The 17,066-nt window shown below is 62.7% G+C and carries 13 protein-coding genes and 1 tRNA gene; 9 read left to right on the top strand and 5 right to left on the bottom strand.

Annotated elements, in window-relative coordinates; all coding sequences use genetic code 11:
* Window positions 1–39: 39 nt before the first annotated feature.
* A complete protein-coding gene (locus JOZ06_RS00070) occupies window positions 40–1,008 on the bottom strand; it encodes a KpsF/GutQ family sugar-phosphate isomerase (protein WP_293227498.1) in 969 nt (322 codons plus the stop codon).
* A gap of 129 nt (window positions 1,009–1,137) precedes the next feature.
* Between JOZ06_RS00070 and JOZ06_RS00065 the strand changes: the two genes are divergently transcribed.
* Window positions 1,138–3,105 carry a monovalent cation:proton antiporter-2 (CPA2) family protein gene (locus JOZ06_RS00065; RefSeq protein ID WP_293227496.1) on the top strand — a complete coding sequence of 656 codons (1,968 nt, stop codon included), beginning with the start codon at window positions 1,138–1,140 and terminating at the stop codon, window positions 3,103–3,105.
* A 121-nt stretch (window positions 3,106–3,226) separates the two neighbouring features.
* Here the strand turns inward: JOZ06_RS00065 and JOZ06_RS00060 are convergent, their stop codons facing one another.
* Both JOZ06_RS00060 and JOZ06_RS00055 read right to left on the bottom strand, forming a co-directional pair.
* Entirely contained in the window at window positions 3,227–5,377 is a 2,151-nt protein-coding gene (locus JOZ06_RS00060) for an AsmA family protein (RefSeq protein ID WP_293227494.1), read from the bottom strand.
* 45 nt (window positions 5,378–5,422) lie between these two features.
* Window positions 5,423–5,496 (bottom strand) — tRNA-Gly (locus JOZ06_RS00055).
* A 353-nt stretch (window positions 5,497–5,849) separates the two neighbouring features.
* On the opposite strand from JOZ06_RS00055, the gene JOZ06_RS00050 reads away from it, so the two are divergent.
* Window positions 5,850–6,809 (top strand): NAD(P)-dependent oxidoreductase, encoded by a 960-nt coding sequence (locus JOZ06_RS00050; RefSeq protein WP_293227492.1) that lies wholly within the window; start codon window positions 5,850–5,852, stop codon window positions 6,807–6,809.
* Between the two features lie 55 nt (window positions 6,810–6,864).
* Here JOZ06_RS00050 and JOZ06_RS00045 read toward each other — a convergent pair whose 3' ends face one another.
* Both JOZ06_RS00045 and JOZ06_RS00040 read right to left on the bottom strand, forming a co-directional pair.
* The gene (locus JOZ06_RS00045) at window positions 6,865–7,278 is read right to left on the bottom strand and encodes a hypothetical protein (RefSeq protein WP_293227490.1); all 414 of its coding nucleotides are present in this window, start codon (window positions 7,276–7,278) and stop codon (window positions 6,865–6,867) included.
* A 26-nt stretch (window positions 7,279–7,304) separates the two neighbouring features.
* Window positions 7,305–8,912, bottom strand: a complete 1,608-nt coding sequence (locus JOZ06_RS00040; RefSeq protein ID WP_293227489.1) for a methyl-accepting chemotaxis protein — start codon at window positions 8,910–8,912, stop codon at window positions 7,305–7,307.
* Between the two features lie 334 nt (window positions 8,913–9,246).
* On the opposite strand from JOZ06_RS00040, the gene JOZ06_RS00035 reads away from it, so the two are divergent.
* The 7 genes from JOZ06_RS00035 to ddlA all read left to right on the top strand — a co-directional run bounded on the left by JOZ06_RS00035 (window position 9,247) and on the right by ddlA (window position 17,008).
* On the top strand, window positions 9,247–11,628 hold the full coding sequence (locus JOZ06_RS00035; protein WP_293227487.1) for an ATP-binding protein: 2,382 nt from the start codon (window positions 9,247–9,249) through the stop codon (window positions 11,626–11,628).
* Window positions 11,628–12,617, top strand: coding sequence for a chemotaxis protein CheX (locus JOZ06_RS00030; protein ID WP_293227485.1), 990 nt, complete (start codon window positions 11,628–11,630; stop codon window positions 12,615–12,617). Before JOZ06_RS00035 ends, JOZ06_RS00030 begins: the two co-directional genes overlap by 1 nt.
* A gap of 30 nt (window positions 12,618–12,647) precedes the next feature.
* Window positions 12,648–13,013, top strand: a complete 366-nt coding sequence (locus JOZ06_RS00025; RefSeq protein ID WP_293227484.1) for a response regulator — start codon at window positions 12,648–12,650, stop codon at window positions 13,011–13,013.
* Window positions 13,014–13,076: 63 nt separating this feature from the next.
* Window positions 13,077–13,865: a methyl-accepting chemotaxis protein gene (locus JOZ06_RS20630; protein ID WP_366814198.1), complete on the top strand. Its 789-nt coding sequence runs from the start codon at window positions 13,077–13,079 to the stop codon at window positions 13,863–13,865.
* Window positions 13,862–14,425: a hypothetical protein gene (locus JOZ06_RS00015; RefSeq protein WP_293227483.1), complete on the top strand. Its 564-nt coding sequence runs from the start codon at window positions 13,862–13,864 to the stop codon at window positions 14,423–14,425. Before JOZ06_RS20630 ends, JOZ06_RS00015 begins: the two co-directional genes overlap by 4 nt.
* A 171-nt stretch (window positions 14,426–14,596) precedes the next feature.
* On the top strand, window positions 14,597–15,901 hold the full coding sequence (locus JOZ06_RS00010) for a UDP-N-acetylglucosamine 1-carboxyvinyltransferase (protein ID WP_293227482.1): 1,305 nt from the start codon (window positions 14,597–14,599) through the stop codon (window positions 15,899–15,901).
* A 9-nt stretch (window positions 15,902–15,910) separates the two neighbouring features.
* Window positions 15,911–17,008: a D-alanine--D-alanine ligase gene (gene ddlA / locus JOZ06_RS00005; protein ID WP_293227480.1), complete on the top strand. Its 1,098-nt coding sequence runs from the start codon at window positions 15,911–15,913 to the stop codon at window positions 17,006–17,008.
* Window positions 17,009–17,066: the final 58 nt, after the last annotated feature.

The following is a 17,066-nucleotide window of genomic DNA, read 5'->3' as shown; positions in this document are numbered from 1 at the left end:
GTGAGTCGCTTGCATGTTATTCCTTGAGTCGGGCGGGGGTTAGACCACGCCGGCTTTGAACAGGTCGTGCATGTTGAGCGCGCCGACGAGCTGCCGTCGCTCGTTAAGCACCAACAGGCACAAAATCTTGGCGGCCTCCATCTGCTCTACGGCTTCGGTGGCCAGGCGATGTTCCTCGATCGTGCGGGGCGAGCGCGTCATGACGTCCTCGATGCGGATGCCGGACAGATCCAGCGTCTGGTCGAGCGTGCGGCGCAAATCGCCGTCGGTGTAGACGCCAACGAGCGCGCCTTGCGCGTCGACCACCGCGGTCATGCCCAAACCCTTTTTCGACATCTCCAGCAGCGCTTCCTTCAACGAAGCGCCAGCCGATACGCAGGGCAAGGCGTCGCCGCTGTGCATGACGTCGCCGACACGTACCAGCAGCCGGCGGCCCAGCGAACCCGCCGGATGCGACATGGCGAAATCTTCTTCGCGGAACTGGCGTTCGTTCATCAGCGTCACCGCCAGGGCGTCGCCGAGCGCCAGTTGGGCCGTGGTGCTGGTGGTCGGCGCAAGACCGAGCGGACAGGCTTCCTTTTCGACATGGGCGTCGAGATGGATGTCCGCCAACCGCGCCATGGTCGAGCTCTCGCGGCCGGTCATGCAAATGGTGCGGATACCCTTGCGCTTGAGCGCGGGCCACATGGCCAGCACCTCGTCGCTTTCGCCGGAGTTGGACAGGGCAAGCAACACATCCTCGCGCATGATCATGCCCAGGTCGCCATGCACCGCCTCGGCCGGGTGCAGGAAAAAGGACGGCGTGCCCGTGCTGGAGAGGGTGGCGGCGATCTTGCGCGCCACATGGCCCGATTTGCCCATGCCGGTGACGACGAGACGGCCCTTGCAGGCGAGAATCAAATCCACCGCGTTGGAGAAATCGCCGTTCAGGCGCGAGGCCAGCGCTTCCAGCGCGGCGGCCTCCAGACGCAAGACTTCACGGGCGCTTTCCAGGCGGTTCGTGTACATTTGGGTTTCCATAAGCGTGAATTATATCAAGGTTATAACCGCAAGGGACGCCACTGGCATGCAACTTTTGCTTATAACCGCTGTTTCTGTCATCAGGCTTTCATAAAAGTTTCGGAGATAATTCCCCCGATGCATTCGCTCGCTGTCGTCGTCCTGGTTCTGCTCCTCGCGGTCGTGGTGATCACGCTCTGCCGCCGGCTGCGTGTGCCTTCGCTGCTTGCCTACCTGGTCAGCGGTTTTCTCGTGGGGCCCGCCGTGGCCGGACTCGTGCCGCAAGGTGAGGAAACCGCGCTATTGGGTGAGATCGGCATCGTTTTTCTGATGTTCACCATTGGGCTCGAATTCTCGCTCAGCAAGCTGAAAGCCATGCAACAGCTGGTGTTTGGCGTGGGGCTGCTGCAGGTGGCGTTGACCATGCTGTTGGCGGGCCTGGTCTGTTATGGGCTGACGGGCAGCGCGGATGCCGCCTTCGCGCTGGGCGGCGTGCTGGCGATGTCCTCCACCGCGATCGTCAGCCGGCTCTTGACCGAGCAGCGTGAAATTGGTCAGCCGCACGGCCAACTGGCGATCGGCGTGCTGTTGTTCCAGGACATTGCGGTCGTGCCGCTGTTGATTTTGCTGCCGGCGCTGGCCGGCCATCCGGCGCAGTTGTGGCAGGACCTGGGGCTTGCCGCGGTCAAGGTGCTGGTCGTATTGACGCTGCTGCTGGTATTTGGCCAGCGCCTGCTGCGCCCCTGGTTCCATCTGGTGGCGCGGCAGCGTTCGAGCGAGCTGTTCATGCTCAACGTGTTGCTGGTCACCCTGGGTGTGGCGTGGCTGACGGAACTGTCCGGGCTGTCGCTTGCGCTCGGCGCCTTCGTCGCCGGCATGCTGATTTCGGAAACCGAATACCGCTATCAGGTGGAAGAGGACATTCGGCCCTTTCGTGATCTGTTGCTCGGCTTCTTTTTCATGACGGTGGGGATGCGCCTGTCGCTGCCGGTGCTCACGGCGCATTTCGGCTTGGTGCTGTTGATGGTGCTGCTGCTGGTGCCGGTCAAACTCGGGGTGGCCTATTTCGTCGCGCGACTGTTCAAACACCGTAGCATGGACGCGATGCGCGGCGCGCTGGCGCTGGCCCAAGGCGGCGAGTTCGGTTTCGTGTTGTTGACGCTGGCGATGCGGCTCGACCTGATTTCAGCGGAAATCATGCAGGTGGCGGTCGCCGCCGTGCTGATTTCCATGCTGATCGCGCCGTTCATTTTGCTGCACGGCGAGGCCATTGCCCGCCGATTGGTGCGCCAGGACTGGACCATGCAGGCGTTTGACCTGCACCACCTGCTGGTGCAGAGCATGTCCAAGAACGAGCACGTGCTCATTTGCGGCTATGGCCGCAGCGGGCAGGCGCTGGCACGGCTGCTCGACACCGAGGACATTCCCTTTTTTGCGCTCGATATGGACCCCGCCCGGGTGCAGGAGGCCGCCGAGGCCGGCGATCCGGTGGTGTTCGGCGATGCGAGCAAAGCCGAAGTCCTGCTGGCCGCCGGTCTCTTGCGCGCCAAGGTGATGGTGATCACCTTCGCCGATACCGACGCCGCGTGTCATGTCCTCAATAGCGTGCAACGTCTGCGAACCGATCTGCCGGTCATCGTGCGCACCCTGGACGATGGCGATATCGACCGCCTGCGCGCCGCCGGCGCCGACGAGGTGGTGCCGGAGCTGCTTGAAGGCAGCCTGATGCTGGCTTCGCAAGCGTTGATGGAAACCGGGGTGCCGCTCGCTCGCGTGCTGCGGCGCATTCGACGCGTGCGCGAAGAGCGCTACGGCTTGTTCCGCGGTTTCTTTCACGGCATGGACGACATCGATTCGATCGAAGACGAGACGCGCATCCCGCGCCTGCAGAGTGTCCTGCTGTGCGAAGGCGCGGCGGCGATCGGCCATTCGCTCCATGCGCTACGTCTGGAAGAGCTGGGCGTCAGCCTCAAGTCGATGCGCAGCGACCATCGGCGCTATTTCGATCTGGATCCGGCACGGCTATTGAAGCAAGGCGACGTGCTGGTGTTGTTGGGCAATGCCGAGGAGCTGGCGCGCGCCGAGGCGCGCATCCTCAATGGGTAGACGTCGTGCGCCACCGGGGTTCGGCGCAATGCCGCGCGTTGCGCGTCGATTGCGCCCTACACAACAGGGCACCCCTTTGCGTAGGGCGCACTCGCCGAAGGCAGTGCGCCACCTGGCCGGTTTACGGCAGGATGGTGGTGATCTGCTTTTTCAGTTCCTGCTTCAGCGCCTGCTGCTTTTCCGTTTCCGTCTTCTTGCCTTTGACCATCGCGTTGAAGTTGAGCGCGTAGACCGGGGCGTTGAGCGGGCCGGTGATCTTCAGTGGGATCGACACGCCGCGCAGGCTGGTGAATTCACGCGGGTTGGCCGCGACGTTCATGTTGTAATCGATGATGCTGTGGCGCAGATCGATCTTACCGCCGCCGTTGACGTTCACCAGCTGCGAGGCCAGTGTCAGATCCTGATTGCGGCCGACGCCTTGATCCATATGGAAGCTGGCTTGCAGCGTCGAGAACGTGGTTTTCTGGTTGGCGCGCGCTGGCGCGTTCATTTCCTTCAGCTCGGCCGGCAGATTCTTCAGCGCCGACACCAAGTCGATGCCGGTGAGCGCGCCTTGGTTGAGGCTCATCTGCACTTCGCCGCCCAGGCTATTACGCAAATCGACGAACGAGTCGCCATGCGCCGTCAACGCTACCTGGCCATTGCCCTTGCCGTCGAGCTGACCGAAGTTGAACAAATCGACCAAGAGCGGGCGGATGCTCATGCCGCGCAGCGTCTGGCGCACCTCATAACGGTTGACCGGCCCGCGTTTGAGGCTGGCGTCGCCCTGCAGCCGTCCGGTATAGATATTGGCCGATATCTGGTTGAGCTCCATCTCTTGCGGCAGGACGCGCACCGAGGCCGACACGTCGTTGGTGCGGAAACGGCCCACTGACAATTCGCCGATATTGAGCTTGCCGTTGAGATCGAAGAAATCCATCCAATCGAGCGGGATCGGGTCTTTATTCTGGAAAATCGCCACCGCCTCGCCCTTGGTTTCCGGCAGATAGCGGTTGAGGTCGAGCGCGCCGATCGACAGCGCCACTTCGTGGCGGGGGTGGATCAGCCCAAACTGGGTGACGTCCAGCGCGATGTCGGAGCCGTCGATTTTGCCTTTGCCGTGCAGATCGAAGCGCTCGTCCTTGAGCGCGCCGGTCAGCGCGCCTTGCATATTGGCGATGAGCTGGCCGCGCGGCAGCAAGGGCGTGATCGCCTGCGCCGTCAGCGTGAGCGGCGCGAGCTGCAGGTCGCTGAGACCGGCCAGCGTGAACGGCGCATCCAGCGTCAGCTTGACGCGATTGTCCCCGACTTGCCAGTTGAATTCCCCGCTCAGACGGCGCGCGTTCATCGCCTTGCGGGTAATGTTCAAACTGGTCAGATTGGCCTCGAGCTGGTAGTGGCTGCGCTCGTATTGCATGGTGGCCGACAGATGGCTCTGCGGGATCTGCACCCGCTCCAGATTGGCGTCCAGATAGGGCACGCGCAGCGTGGCGCTGCTTTGCGGCTGTTCGGTGGTGAAGGCGAAAGCCAGATCCTCGCCGGCGGCGCTAAAGTTGTTCAAGTCCAGATGGAGCGCGCCGGTGATGTTCAACTGCGTCTTGCCCAGCGCCGGCGTGTCGCTCTCCACCTGGGCGTCGATCTGGCTGAGATCCAGCCGTTTGTCGTCGATGGTCAGCGGTGTGACGATGCTGAGATTCAACGGCCGGGTATCGTCATCCAGGATGGCGCCGGCTTTGAACATGGCGCTGCTCTTCAAGCCATCGGCGTCGATGGCGATGGCGGAGAGACGCTGCCGCTCGCCGCTGGCGTCGTCTTGATAGGAAAGCACGCCGTCGTGGATGATCAGTGTGTTGAGATCGATATGGAAGCCGCGCTGCTCGCGACGCGAGAACAGATCGGCGATCGACAGCGTGCCGTCCTTGTTGCGTGAAATGTCGACATTGGGCGCGTACAGCGTCAGCGAGCGCACTTCGCGTTGGCCGAACAAGAGCGGCCACCAAGCCAGGCGGGCCTCCATGCGGGCGATGCGGGCCACGGGCACGGGGCTATTGGGTTGGCTGATGGTGATGTTGTCGGCGTCGATACCCGGGAAGGGGAACACCCGAGGGGTAATGCTGCCCTCGATTTGGACCTGGCGGCCGGTGTCGGAGAGCGATGCGCCGATCGAACGGCGCACGGCGGCCTCGTCGAACTGCCAGAAAATCAGGCCTTCGGTGACGGTACCGAGCGCCAACAGCGCCAGAGCCGTATAAACGATGATACGTAACCAGAGTCGGCCGGAATTCCAGTTCATGGCAGCAACAAGCGTGGGCTAACGGGGCTGATCGGCATGGTCGGTTGGAGCGGGTGAAGGGAATCGAACCCTCGTCGTAAGCTTGGGAAGCTTCTGCTCTACCATTGAGCTACACCCGCGTGCTTTCGCGTAAGGCCGACAAATGTAGCCGTTTTTGCCTGGGTTGGCAAGGCGAAGCTAGGCCGCTAGGTGTGGGAAATGCTCAATGACGAGTAAGGTAATTACTACACATAACAGGTGAGGTTTCTTCTTTAGCGCTCTCGAGAGCGTCTACTAACAACGCTTGAATGCTCGAACGGACCACCTCATCCAATTCCTCCGGAGCACGCAGAGAACGATGGAATGAACTGACGTTCACCTACACCTCATCCGCCCGGTTCGGCAAAAGAGATTTGCCGGAACAGGCCTTCTCCGAGATGGAAGGCTGGTCGTAGCATCGGCGTTAAGATAAAAAACGCGAGAACCATCGATCATGACGTCCAGCACCATTTCATGCACGCCCGCTCGCTCGGACACGACGAATTCAGAAATTTCTCCGGTTCTGCCGCGCATTGGCGTCGTCGGCCTGGGGAATATGGGCCGAGCACTGACAAGTTCGCTATTGACCCGCGGGTTCGCGGTCAGCGTCTTCAGCCGCAGTCAGGCGCCACTTGGCGAACTGGAAAAACAGGGTGCGCAGAAAGTCTCGTCGATCTCGGCTCTCGGCGCGTGCAATGTGCTGTTCTCCTCGCTGTCGGACGATGATGCGCTGGAAAGCGTGACGAGCCAAAAAGGAGGATTGTTGGATAGCTTGGCTCCAGGCGCACTGCATATATCCACCAGTACGGTCAGCCCGGAGATCTCCCGCCGCCTATCCCAAGCGCATGACTCGCGCCAGCAACAGTTCGTGGCGGCGCCCATTCTCGGCAATCCCGATCTGGTGCAAAGCCAACGCATGTTTGTGCTCTTATCCGGCCATGCGCAAGCATGCGAGAAGGCGCGGGTGATTCTAGAGCCGATTGCGCTGCGTATCATTCTCCTAGGCCAGGATCCAGGCGCGGCCAATCTGATGAAGCTGGCCTGCAACGTGTTGACCGCATCGACCCTGCAAAGCATGGGGGAAGTCATCGCCCTGTTGCGCAAAGCAGGGATGGACGAACAAATCGCATTCGATATTTTCACCAGCACTATGTTCGATGGACGCGTGCATAAGTCCTACGGCGGCAAAATCGTCCAGCAGCGCTACCGGCCCGCCGGCATGGTCATTCCGTTGGCACAGAAAGATCTGCGTCTGGCGCTGCAGGAAGCCCGGAACCTGGAAGTGCCGATGCCGACGACCTCCCTGGTGCATGACCGGCTTGGCGCGGCTGTCGACAAAGGCTGGTCTGCGCTGGACTGGTCGGCGCTCGGCGCGCTGGCTGCCGTCGAAGCCGGCTTAGACACCAACGTATGACATGCGGAAGTGTTTTTGATTTTGATGGCCGCCCATCCTATGCCGGCCATCGGCGTCAGCCCGGTTGCGCGGGATGTCGGCGTTCGGCGAAGGCCAGGTAGTAACCGTCCGGGTCGGCGATGCCGAATTCGTACAGCCCGTAGGGCATCAGCATCGGCCCCCAGAGGAAGCGCACTTTGCCTTGCCATTCCCGCGCCAGCGCGTCGACGTCGGGCGGAAAAATGTACAGGGTGCCCGACATCGCCGGTGAACGGTGCCGGCCGACCGGCTCGTCAAAGAAGAATAGATAGATGCCGTCGCGCGTGAGCCCCAGGCGGCGCGGATGCTGATCCGGTCCGTCCAGGTGCTCGGTGTGAAAGCCCAGTCGATGAAAAAAGGCCTGAGTGCGATCCAGATTGCCACTCAATAGCGCCGGCACCAATTTCGGGCGTTGCCCATTCTCGGTTTTCTCTGCTTGCCGTTGGTTCATCGTTGTCTTCCATGGGGTTTGAGTGGTTAGACCGTGAAGCGGGCCACGACACGGTTGAGCCCATCGGCCAACTGCTCCAGCCGGTGCACGTTGTCGCGCGCCGCTTGGACCGACAAGGCGGACTCTTCCACCATGTGGGCGATCTTTTCCACGTTGCCGGCCACATTGCTGTTGGCCACGCTTTGTTCCGAGGTCGAGTGCGCCACCTCGCGAATCTTGGTCAGCGTCTCGCCGGTGCCGGCGCTGATCTGGGATAGCGCCTGCGCGGCCTGTTCCGCCTTGTCGACGCCTTGCGCCACCTGAGGCTCGATCTGCGCCATGGTGGCGACGACCGACTGGGTGTCGCCCTGGATGGCGCGGATCATCTCGGTGATCTTGCCGGTGGCATTGCCCGCCCGTTCGGCGAGTTTGCGCACCTCATCGGCCACGACCGCGAAGCCGCGGCCCTGTTCGCCGGCCCGCGCCGCTTCGATGGCGGCATTGAGCGCCAGCAGGTTGGTTTGATCGGCAATGTCCTTGATATCGTTGGCGATGCTGTCGATGGTGCTCGCCTGCTCATCCAGCGTGGCGATTTGGCGCGACGCCTGCTGGATTTGTTCGGCGATGCGGCGGATGTCGCTGGCGGCCTCGTCGACCAGTTGGCCACCCTGTAGCGCCAATTCGCTGGTGTGGGCCGAATTGCGCTCGGTTTCGCGCGCGTTGTCGGAGATTTGGTCGACGCTGACCGACAGCTCCTCGATGGCGGCGGCGGTGGCGGTGGTGGCGGAAGACGATTGATGCGACGCGTCGGATATCTGCGTCATCTGCTGCGAAATGTCGTGTGCGGTGCCATGCAGCGTGGTGGCGTCCTGCTGGATCGAGCGCACCATGTCGCGCAGGTTGTGCTGCATGCTCGCCATGGCGGCCAGCAGGCTGTCGGCCGAGCGGGTCTGGATGTCCTGGCTCAGATCGCCCGCGGCAATGGCGCCGGCCGCGGTGGCGGCATAGTCCGGCTCGCCGCCGAGCCGGCGATAAATTTGACGCGCCAGGATGGTGGCGGCAAACACCACGATCAGCAGCACCGCCAGACCGATCGCGCCGAACTGCAGCGCCCGGCTCCAGAAGATCTGGTTGACGTCGTCCATGTAGGTGCCGCAACCGACGATCCAGTCCCAATCGTCGATATGCGTGACGCCTACCAGCTTGGGCACATCCTCGTTGCCGTTGGGTCGTTTGGTGAAGCTGTTGATGTAGCCGATCTGCCCACTGGCGACCGCCTCGCGGTAGCCCTGCATCCCTGTGCGTCCATCCGGCAGTTTGCCGGCCTCGTCGACCTTGCCTTCCTTGCGCTTGTCCGGATGAACCAGCACGAAGCCGTCCATTCGCCGCGCGAACACGTAGTCGTCGCCATCGCGCAGACCGCGAATCGCCTCCAGCGCCTGGCGTTGCGCTTCCGCCCGGCTGAGCTTTCCGCTCTTTTCCAATGCCTGATAGGTGCCGATCTCGTGGCTGGCCAGGCGCAATACCAGATTCAAGCTGGTTTTACGTTCGGTGATGATGGAGGCGTTGAGAATGGCTAATGAGAAGGTGGCAATGACGATCAAACCGGCAACGGCGCTGGCGACGATAATGGCCAGACGGGTGGAGAGTTTCATGTTCCCTATCCTTGTGAGTCTGCGGGGCCCGGCCGAGGAACCCAGGGCGTCGCCATGGCGGTATTATTTTTGCATTGCGTAAAACTACGTATTTTTTGCAAATATAATATGAGTACATGAATGATTAATATAAAAATCGTACGCCAGTTATTGACATGGGCATAAAGATGCGCCGATGCAACATGCCGTGCTCATGATTGGCGCGGTTGTGCCGTTTGTGTCGTTTCCCTGGGCCGCCTTGCCGGCGCCGTCATATTTCTGCCATCCAGATTTGAAACAATGTCGCCCATCTAGACGGCGGCATTGCCGTCCTTTCCTTAAAAGAGGCGGGGCTGTGAATATTCGCAATAGGATCGCGTTACTGGTGCTGGCGAGCTTTCTCGCCATTTTGTCAATTGGCGGCTATGCGATTTGGCAGGCCGGCGCGAATGGCCGGGCGGTGCGTTCGGTGACGGAAGGCGCGGTGCCGAGCGCGCTGGCGTCGTCCGATCTGGTGTCGGCCTTGAAAGACGTGCAGCTCGCGACGATGAACATTCTGCAGGCCAGCGACGCGCGGCTGCTGGCGCAAGCGCACGAGCAACTCGGCGCCAGCGAGCAGACGCTCAAGGCGCAACTGGCGCTGCAGGCGCGCATGGCCGGCAATGACGTGCAGCGCGGCCTGGTGGTACAGGCGCAGGACGTGCTCGACAGTTATTTCGACTCCATCAACGACACCGCGCGCTTCAAACAGGCCGGCCAGAACGACATGGCCGCCGCGACCTTCGCCGCGGGGGTGCAGCAGTATCAAGACAACCTGCAGCAGATCGTCACCACGCTGCGGGTGGAAAAGACCCGCAGCAAGGACGACGCCATCCTGTCGCTCAACCAGAGCCTGTCTCGCACCTACACCACGCTGTCGCTGGTGACGCTGGCGACCTTGCTGGTGTTGGGTGGCCTGGGCTGGATGCTCTATCGCCAGATCGTACGGCCGATCAGCCACATGCAGCAGACCATGAGCGATATCGCCGACAGCCAGGACTTCTCGCGCCGCGTGCACGTCGAGCGCGAGGATGAAATCGGCAAGTCGGTCATGGCCTTCAACAGCATGGTGGCGCGCATCGAGCAGAGCACGGCCTTGCTGCGCCAGAAGACCAACGATATCCAGACCATGCTGCAAAATATCCCGCAGGGGATTCTGACCCTGGTCGAGGGCGGCACGGTGCATCCGGAATATTCGGCCCACCTGGAGGCGATTCTGCAAACCGGCGATATTGCTGGGCGCGACATCCAGTCGCTGTTGTTCACCGATACCGAACTGGGCGCCGATGTCCTGTCTCAGGTTGAAGCCGCCATCGCTTCTTGCCTGGGCGAGGACAGCATGAACTTCGATTTCAACCAGCACCTGCTGGTGGGCGAAATCACCAAGCGCATGAGCGATGGCCGGGTGAAGACGCTCGATCTGAGCTGGTCGCCGATCATCGGCGACGGCGACATCGTCGAGCGGCTGATGCTGTGCGTGCGCGACGTGACCGAGCTGCGCGCGCTGGCCGCCGAAGCCAACGAGCAAAAACGCGAGCTGGCCATCATCGGTGAAATCCTGGCGGTGACGCAGGAAAAATTCCACGAATTCATCGCCGGCGCGCTCAAATTCTTGGCCGACAATGAACAACTGATCCGCGACTACCCGGACGGCAACGCCGACATCATCGCGCAGCTGTTCCGCAATATGCACACCGTCAAGGGCAACGCCCGCACCTATGGGCTGAGCCATCTGACCAACGTGGTGCACGAAGCCGAACAAACCTACGACCGTCTGCGCAAGCCGCAACCGGACATCGCCTGGGACCAGGCGCAACTGTTGGCCGAACTCGACGGCGTGCGCGGCGCGGTCGAACACTATGCCCGCGTCAACGAAGTCAGCCTCGGCCGCAAGGGGCCGGGCCGCCGCGGTGGCGTCGATCGCTACTTGCTGGTCGACCGCGAGCAGATCCGCGACACCATCAACCGGCTGGAAAAGGTCAATACCGGCAACTTGCACGAGCTGATCGCCGTACATCAGGCGGTGTTCTCATTGCTCAATCGCATGGGCACCGAGCCGCTGGCGGACATCCTGGCCGGCGTGCTCGACTCGCTGCCCTCGCTGGCGAAGGAGCTTGGCAAGGCCGAGCCGCAGGTGGTGTTGGAGGATAACGGCATCGTCATCCGCAACCAGGCCGCCGCCATGCTCAAGAACGTGTTCATGCACCTGCTGCGCAATGCCATCGACCACGGGCTGGAAGCGGCCGACGCGCGCGTCGCCATGGGCAAGCCGGCATCCGGCGCCATCCACCTCAAGCAGCAATTGGCCGACGGCCAGCTGACGCTGACCTTGAGCGACGATGGCCGCGGGCTGGCGCTGGGCCGTATCCGCGAACGCGCCGTGGCGCAGGGGCTGATCGCCGCCGATGCCACCCTGAGCGATGAGGAGGTGGCGCAGCTGATTTTCCGGCCGGGCTTCTCCACCGCGGCGCAGGTGACCGAGGTGTCCGGCCGCGGTGTGGGCATGGATGCGGTGCAGTCGTTCGTCAAACGCGAGAATGGCCACATCGCGCTGCGCTTCCTCGACCAGGAAAGCGGCGCCGATTTCCGCCGTTTCGAAACCGTGGTGACGCTGCCGGAGAACTTCGCCGTGCGCGTCGAGGAAGCCGCGCCGGCCAAGACGGCTGAACAGGCTCACCCCGCGCGGGAGACCGCTTGATGGGCCGGGCCGAAACGATGGCGTTGCAAAGCAAGATCCTGGTGCTCGACGGCGGCGGCGCCTACCGCGACAGCCTGTCGGCCTTCTGCCGGGACAACGGGCTGATCGGCATCCGTCCGCAGCAGCCCGCCGCTGACAGCGTGATGGCGATCCTGGGCTCCAATGTCGATTTGGGCGGCATTCTGCTGTATGAGCACCACGGCGGCAAAGGCGCAGGCCTGGCGCTAGGACGGCGCGTGCATGCGCTGCGGCCGGAATTGCCGATCTTCTTACGCCGCGATGGCGTGCCGAGCCTCGCCGGGCTCGGCGAGGACGACGCGCTGATGTTCTGCTGCGCCTATACCCTGGCCGACCTGGGGGTGCTCAAGGCGTCGCTGGCGTCGTCGATTTTCAGCCGGTTCTATCCCAACGACCTGGTGCGCAATATCACCGACATGTCGCGCCAGGCGCTGGGTCAATTGTTTCCCCATTGCGACGTGGACGTGCAGGCCCCCTGGCTTGCCGTCAAAGACCGCACCGTCTATGGCGAGATGTTTTCGCTGATCGCCATCGAGAGCAATTGGTGCCGCGGCACCATGATGCTGCAGGCGGAGGTCGACGCGCTGCAGGATTTGCTGGCCGGCCACCCGGCGCGGCCAGCAGGGCAGCCGCTCGCCGCCGATGAGCTCGATGGCTTGCTTGGCGAAGCGACCAATCTGATCTGGGGCTCGTTCAAGAACCGCTATGCCGGCGGCGCCAATGCCGTGGCCGGCGCCTTTCATGCGCAGGTGCCCATCATCGTCAACCAGCGCCGGCGCGCGGTGTCGTTCGGTTCCGACGATCCGCAGCTCTGTCTGCGTTACCAGTTGCGCCCGCGCGGGCAGGCCGATGCGGCGCCGCTGTGGCTGGTGCAGCGCTTCGTGTTCAACCTGTGTTGGGCGCCGGACGAATTTACCGAAAACCCGACGGTCGAGTCGCTGGTCGAGGCCGGCGAGCTCGAACTCTTTTGATTTAACCCTTGTTCTGCAAGAGGATGCCAAATGTCTCAAGTACTCATGGTGGATGATTCCAGTACCGTCCGTAACGAAGTGTGCGATTTTCTCAAGGCCAATGGCCTGTCGGTCATTCCGGCGGTCGACGGCAAGGACGGCCTGGACAAGCTGCGCGCCAATCCCGGCATCAAGCTGGTGGTCAGCGACGTCAACATGCCCAATATGGATGGCCTGACTATGGCCGAGAAGATTCGCAACGAACTGAAAAACAGCACGGTCAACGTCATCATGCTGACCACCGAAAATAGCCCGGCGATGAAGGAGCGCGGCAAAGCCGCCGGCATCAAGGGCTGGATCGTCAAGCCGTTCAATGGCCCCGCCGTGCTGGCCACCTTCAAGAAATTGGCCTGCTGAGGTCTTTGGACGTCGTGCGTTGCGCTGTGAACGCACACTACCTATTTGGGTGAAAGTGTACTTATGGATGTCGTGACCGCCGGTCTGTCGCTGGCGTTGTGTGTGTCGATCGTATTGATGGGCTTGTTGGGGTGGGGCTGGCGTCGCAATGCGCGCCGTTGGCGTCGCCAACTGGCGGAGCGGGACGCGAGCATTGCCGAACTGAGCCGGCGTGAAACACCGGAAAGCGTCGAGGCACGCTGCCTGGCGTTGCGGGCGGAGTGGGACGCCGCCATGGCGGCCGAGCGCGCCCAATGGCAGGCGCGGCTTGACGCGGCGGCGCAAGAGACGGAGGCGCGGCTGACCGCCGTGCGCGAGGAAAGCTTGGCAGAGGCCGAGCGGACCCAGGCCGCGCGTTTCGCCGCGCTGTGCGCTTCGTTGCGCGGGGAGCAAGCCGCACTGGCCGATGAGATGGAGCGGTTGCTCGGGCTCGTGCAAACCGTCGAGCGCTGGCATGACGAAATGCAGACCATCCTGGTCAATAACCGCCGGCTGAAGGAGCAGAACGAGAGCTTCGCCGGCATCGTCAAAAGCGTGGTCATGCTGGCGCTCAATGCCGCCATCGAGGCGGCGCGGGCGGGCGAGCACGGGCGCGGATTCGCCGTGGTGGCCGACGGGGTGCGCTCTCTGGCGCAAGGCGCCGGCGAATTGTCGGGCGAATACAAGAAAAACCTGGAGCGCAACGATCTGATCACCACCGCCACCTTTCAGGATCTGCAGGCCAGCGGCAACATGATCCGCACGGCGGTGTTCGGCCTGCGCGCGGCCAGCGAGCGCGCCTATGCCTTGCTAGAAGCCGAGGAGGCCGCATGATCGCCACACCCGCGGTCGAGGCGCTCGACCAGCTCTACCTGCAAGCATTGCGCGACAACTGCCCCGGCGAGGAGGGCGCGGACAGCCATGTCGCCGCCCTGGGCGACAAGGGGCCCGGCGCCGGTCAAAACGATCTGGTGGTGCTCAATATTTCCAGTTACCACTTCCGTCTGGTCAATTTGCTGCATTTTAACGACAGTCCCGGTTTGCGCGCCGCGCTTGGGCGGCTGATGCGCAGTCCGACGCCGCTGGCGGGCAATATGCTCGCCGATGCCTATGGCGAGCTGGCCAATATGATCTGCGGCGCGGTCAACCGCGGCCTGTGCGCCGTCTTCCACCATGCCGGCATGTCGACGCCGTTGGCGCTCGATCGCGAGTGTCTGGCGCATTTCGACCTGCTGGCGCCTTCGCTGACGCGCCACTTCGAGGTGGCATTCGCCGCCGATGCCCGCTTCTGGCTCAGCAGCAGTCTACATCTGACGCCCGGAGCGCCGTTCGATTTTCACTACCAAGCGCCCGTTGCCGCCGCCGAAGGCGCTGGCGAACTCGAACTGTTCTAACGGTGTTTGGTGCAATGCCGCGCGTCGCGCGGCGATTGCACCCTACGGGTGTTTTTGCCATGCCGGCGGCATCTTGTCGCCGGCCTGACTGGCAATGACGCCACAGCCGACGTCAAATCATTTAATATTACGGCTTGCTATTTTTGACGCATCTTATCCAGGACAATCGGCATGTCTGATCTAGTGGTCCACGGCGGCCTGCCCTTAAAAGGCCGTATTACCCCTTCCGCCAACAAAAACGCGGTGTTGCCGATCTTGTGCGCGACACTGCTGACGCGCGAACCCGTCACCTTGCGCGGCGTGCCCGACATTACCGACGTGCGCAAGATTTTGGCGGTGTTCCGCGAACTGGGCAGCCAGATCGACGGCGGGTTGGAGCAGGGCGTGCTGACCATTCACCATCGCGATACCCACTTCGACATCGCCCACAATCGCCTGCCGGAAGAAATGCGTTCTTCCATCATGCTGGTGCCGCCGTTGCTGTCCCGTTTCGGCTGCGCCCGGATCGAAAACGACGTGCAAGGCTGCACGCTGGGCGTGCGTGAAATCGACCCGCACGTCGAGATATTCCAGGGCTTTGGCGCCGAAGTGCTGCGTGGAACGGAAATGCTGCTGGTCAAGGCGCCGCGACCGTTGCACGCGCAAGACTGCTGGCTCGACTACGCCTCGGTCACCACGACCGAGAACTTCGTCATGGGCGCGTCCATGGCCGACGGTACCTCGACGCTGACCAATGCCGCTTGCGAACCGCACGTGCAGGAGTTCTGCCGCTTTGTGCAGCTGATGGGCGCCGACATCGACGGTCTGGGCACCTCGCGTCTGACGATTCGCGGCGTGACCGAAATGCACGGCGTCGATTTCAGCTTCGTGGAAGACTTCCATGAAGTGGTCACCTTCCTGGCACTGGGCGCGATCACCGGCGGCGACATCACCGTCAAGAACGGCGCGCCGGAATTTTTCCCGCTGATCGACCGCACCTTTGCCAAGTTCGGCGTGCGCGTCGAGCACCGCGACGGCTGGTCGCGCGCTTACGTCGATAACGGATTGCGCGTCAAAGAGCCGTTCACCCGCAATATGCTGCAAAAAGTCGAAGCCGCGCCTTGGCCCTATCTGGCGGTGGACTTGCTGCCGATCTTCATCGCCCTCGGCGTGCGCGCCGAAGGCAATATGATGTTCTGGAACAAGGTGTACGACGGCGCACTCGGCTGGACGTCGGAGCTGAGTAAGTTCGGCGCGCATGCCTTCATTTCCGATCCGCACCGGGTGGTCACCTTCGGCGGCAAGCACTTGGTGCCGGCCGAGGTGGAAAGCCCCTACATCATCCGCGTGGCCATTGCCTTGCTGATGCTGGCCGCCAGCATCGACGGCAAGTCGAAGATCTTCAACGCCACGCCGATCCGCCGCGCCCATCCGCGCTTTGTGGAAAACCTGGTATCGCTCGGCGCGCGCATCGAGTGGGTCGAGAACGGTCACTAAGGATTGGGCATGAGCAAATTGAGAGTCGGACTGGTCTTTGGCGGCCAGTCCACCGAGCACGAGGTGTCGCTGCAATCGGCCAAGAACATCGCCCAGGCCATCGATCCCGAGCGCTTCGAGGTGCTGTTGATCGGCATCGATAAACAAGGGCGCTGGCATATCAGCGAGGCGCGCAATTATCTCGATCATGCCGACGATCCGGCGCGCATTGCGCTCAAGCCGTCCGGGCAGAGCTTGGCGCTGATCCCCGGCCAGGCGAGCGGGCAGCTGCTCTATGCCGAGTCGGCCAACCCGCTGGCGCAAGTGGACGTGGTGTTCCCCATCGCCCACGGCACGCTGGGCGAGGACGGCTCACTGCAGGGCTTGTTGCGCATGGCCAACTTGCCGTTCGTCGGCTGCGGCGTGCTCGGCTCGGCGGTCTGCATGGATAAGGATGTCGCCAAGCGCCTGCTGCGCGACGCCGGCCTGCCGGTCGCCCCTTTCGTCACCTTGACCCGCGCCAACCGTCATCAGGCGGACTTTGCCGCCATCGAGGCCCAGCTCGGCCTGCCGCTGTTCGTCAAACCGGCCAACCAGGGTTCGTCGGTCGGCGTGAGCAAGGTGCATAACGCCGGCGAATTTCAGCAGGCGATCGATACCGCCTTCCGCTTCGACCACAAGGTGCTGGTGGAGCAAGCGATCGTCGGCCGTGAAATCGAATGCGCGGTGCTCGGCAACGAGAACCCGCGCGCCAGCGTCTGCGGCGAGATCGTGCTCAACGACGAGTTCTACGCCTACGACACCAAGTACATCAATGCCGATGGTGCACGCGTGGTAGCGCCAGCCGATCTGCCCGGCGACGTGCAAGCGCGTGTTCAGGCCATTGCCGTACAAGCGTTCCAGACGCTCGATTGCCGCGGCATGGCGCGCGTCGACGTGTTCCTCACCCCGGCGGGCGAGGTGGTGATCAACGAGCTCAACACGCTGCCCGGCTTCACCAACATCAGCATGTATCCGAAGCTGTGGCAGGCCAGTGGCCTGTCGTACCGCGAGCTCATCAGCACGCTTATCGACTTGGCGATCGATCAACACCGCCAGGATCAGGCGCTCGCAAGCTCGGTGCACTAGCCCCGACGAACGGACTGCAGGGCGCGTTGTGACAGCAACGCGCCCTGCAGTCCGTTGA

Origin of the sequence: Paludibacterium sp. (assembly GCF_019232825.1) — a bacterium.
Taxonomy (GTDB): domain Bacteria; phylum Pseudomonadota; class Gammaproteobacteria; order Burkholderiales; family Chromobacteriaceae; genus Paludibacterium.
Note: the sequence above shows the minus strand (reverse complement) of the source record. Positions and strands in the feature narration are given on the sequence as shown.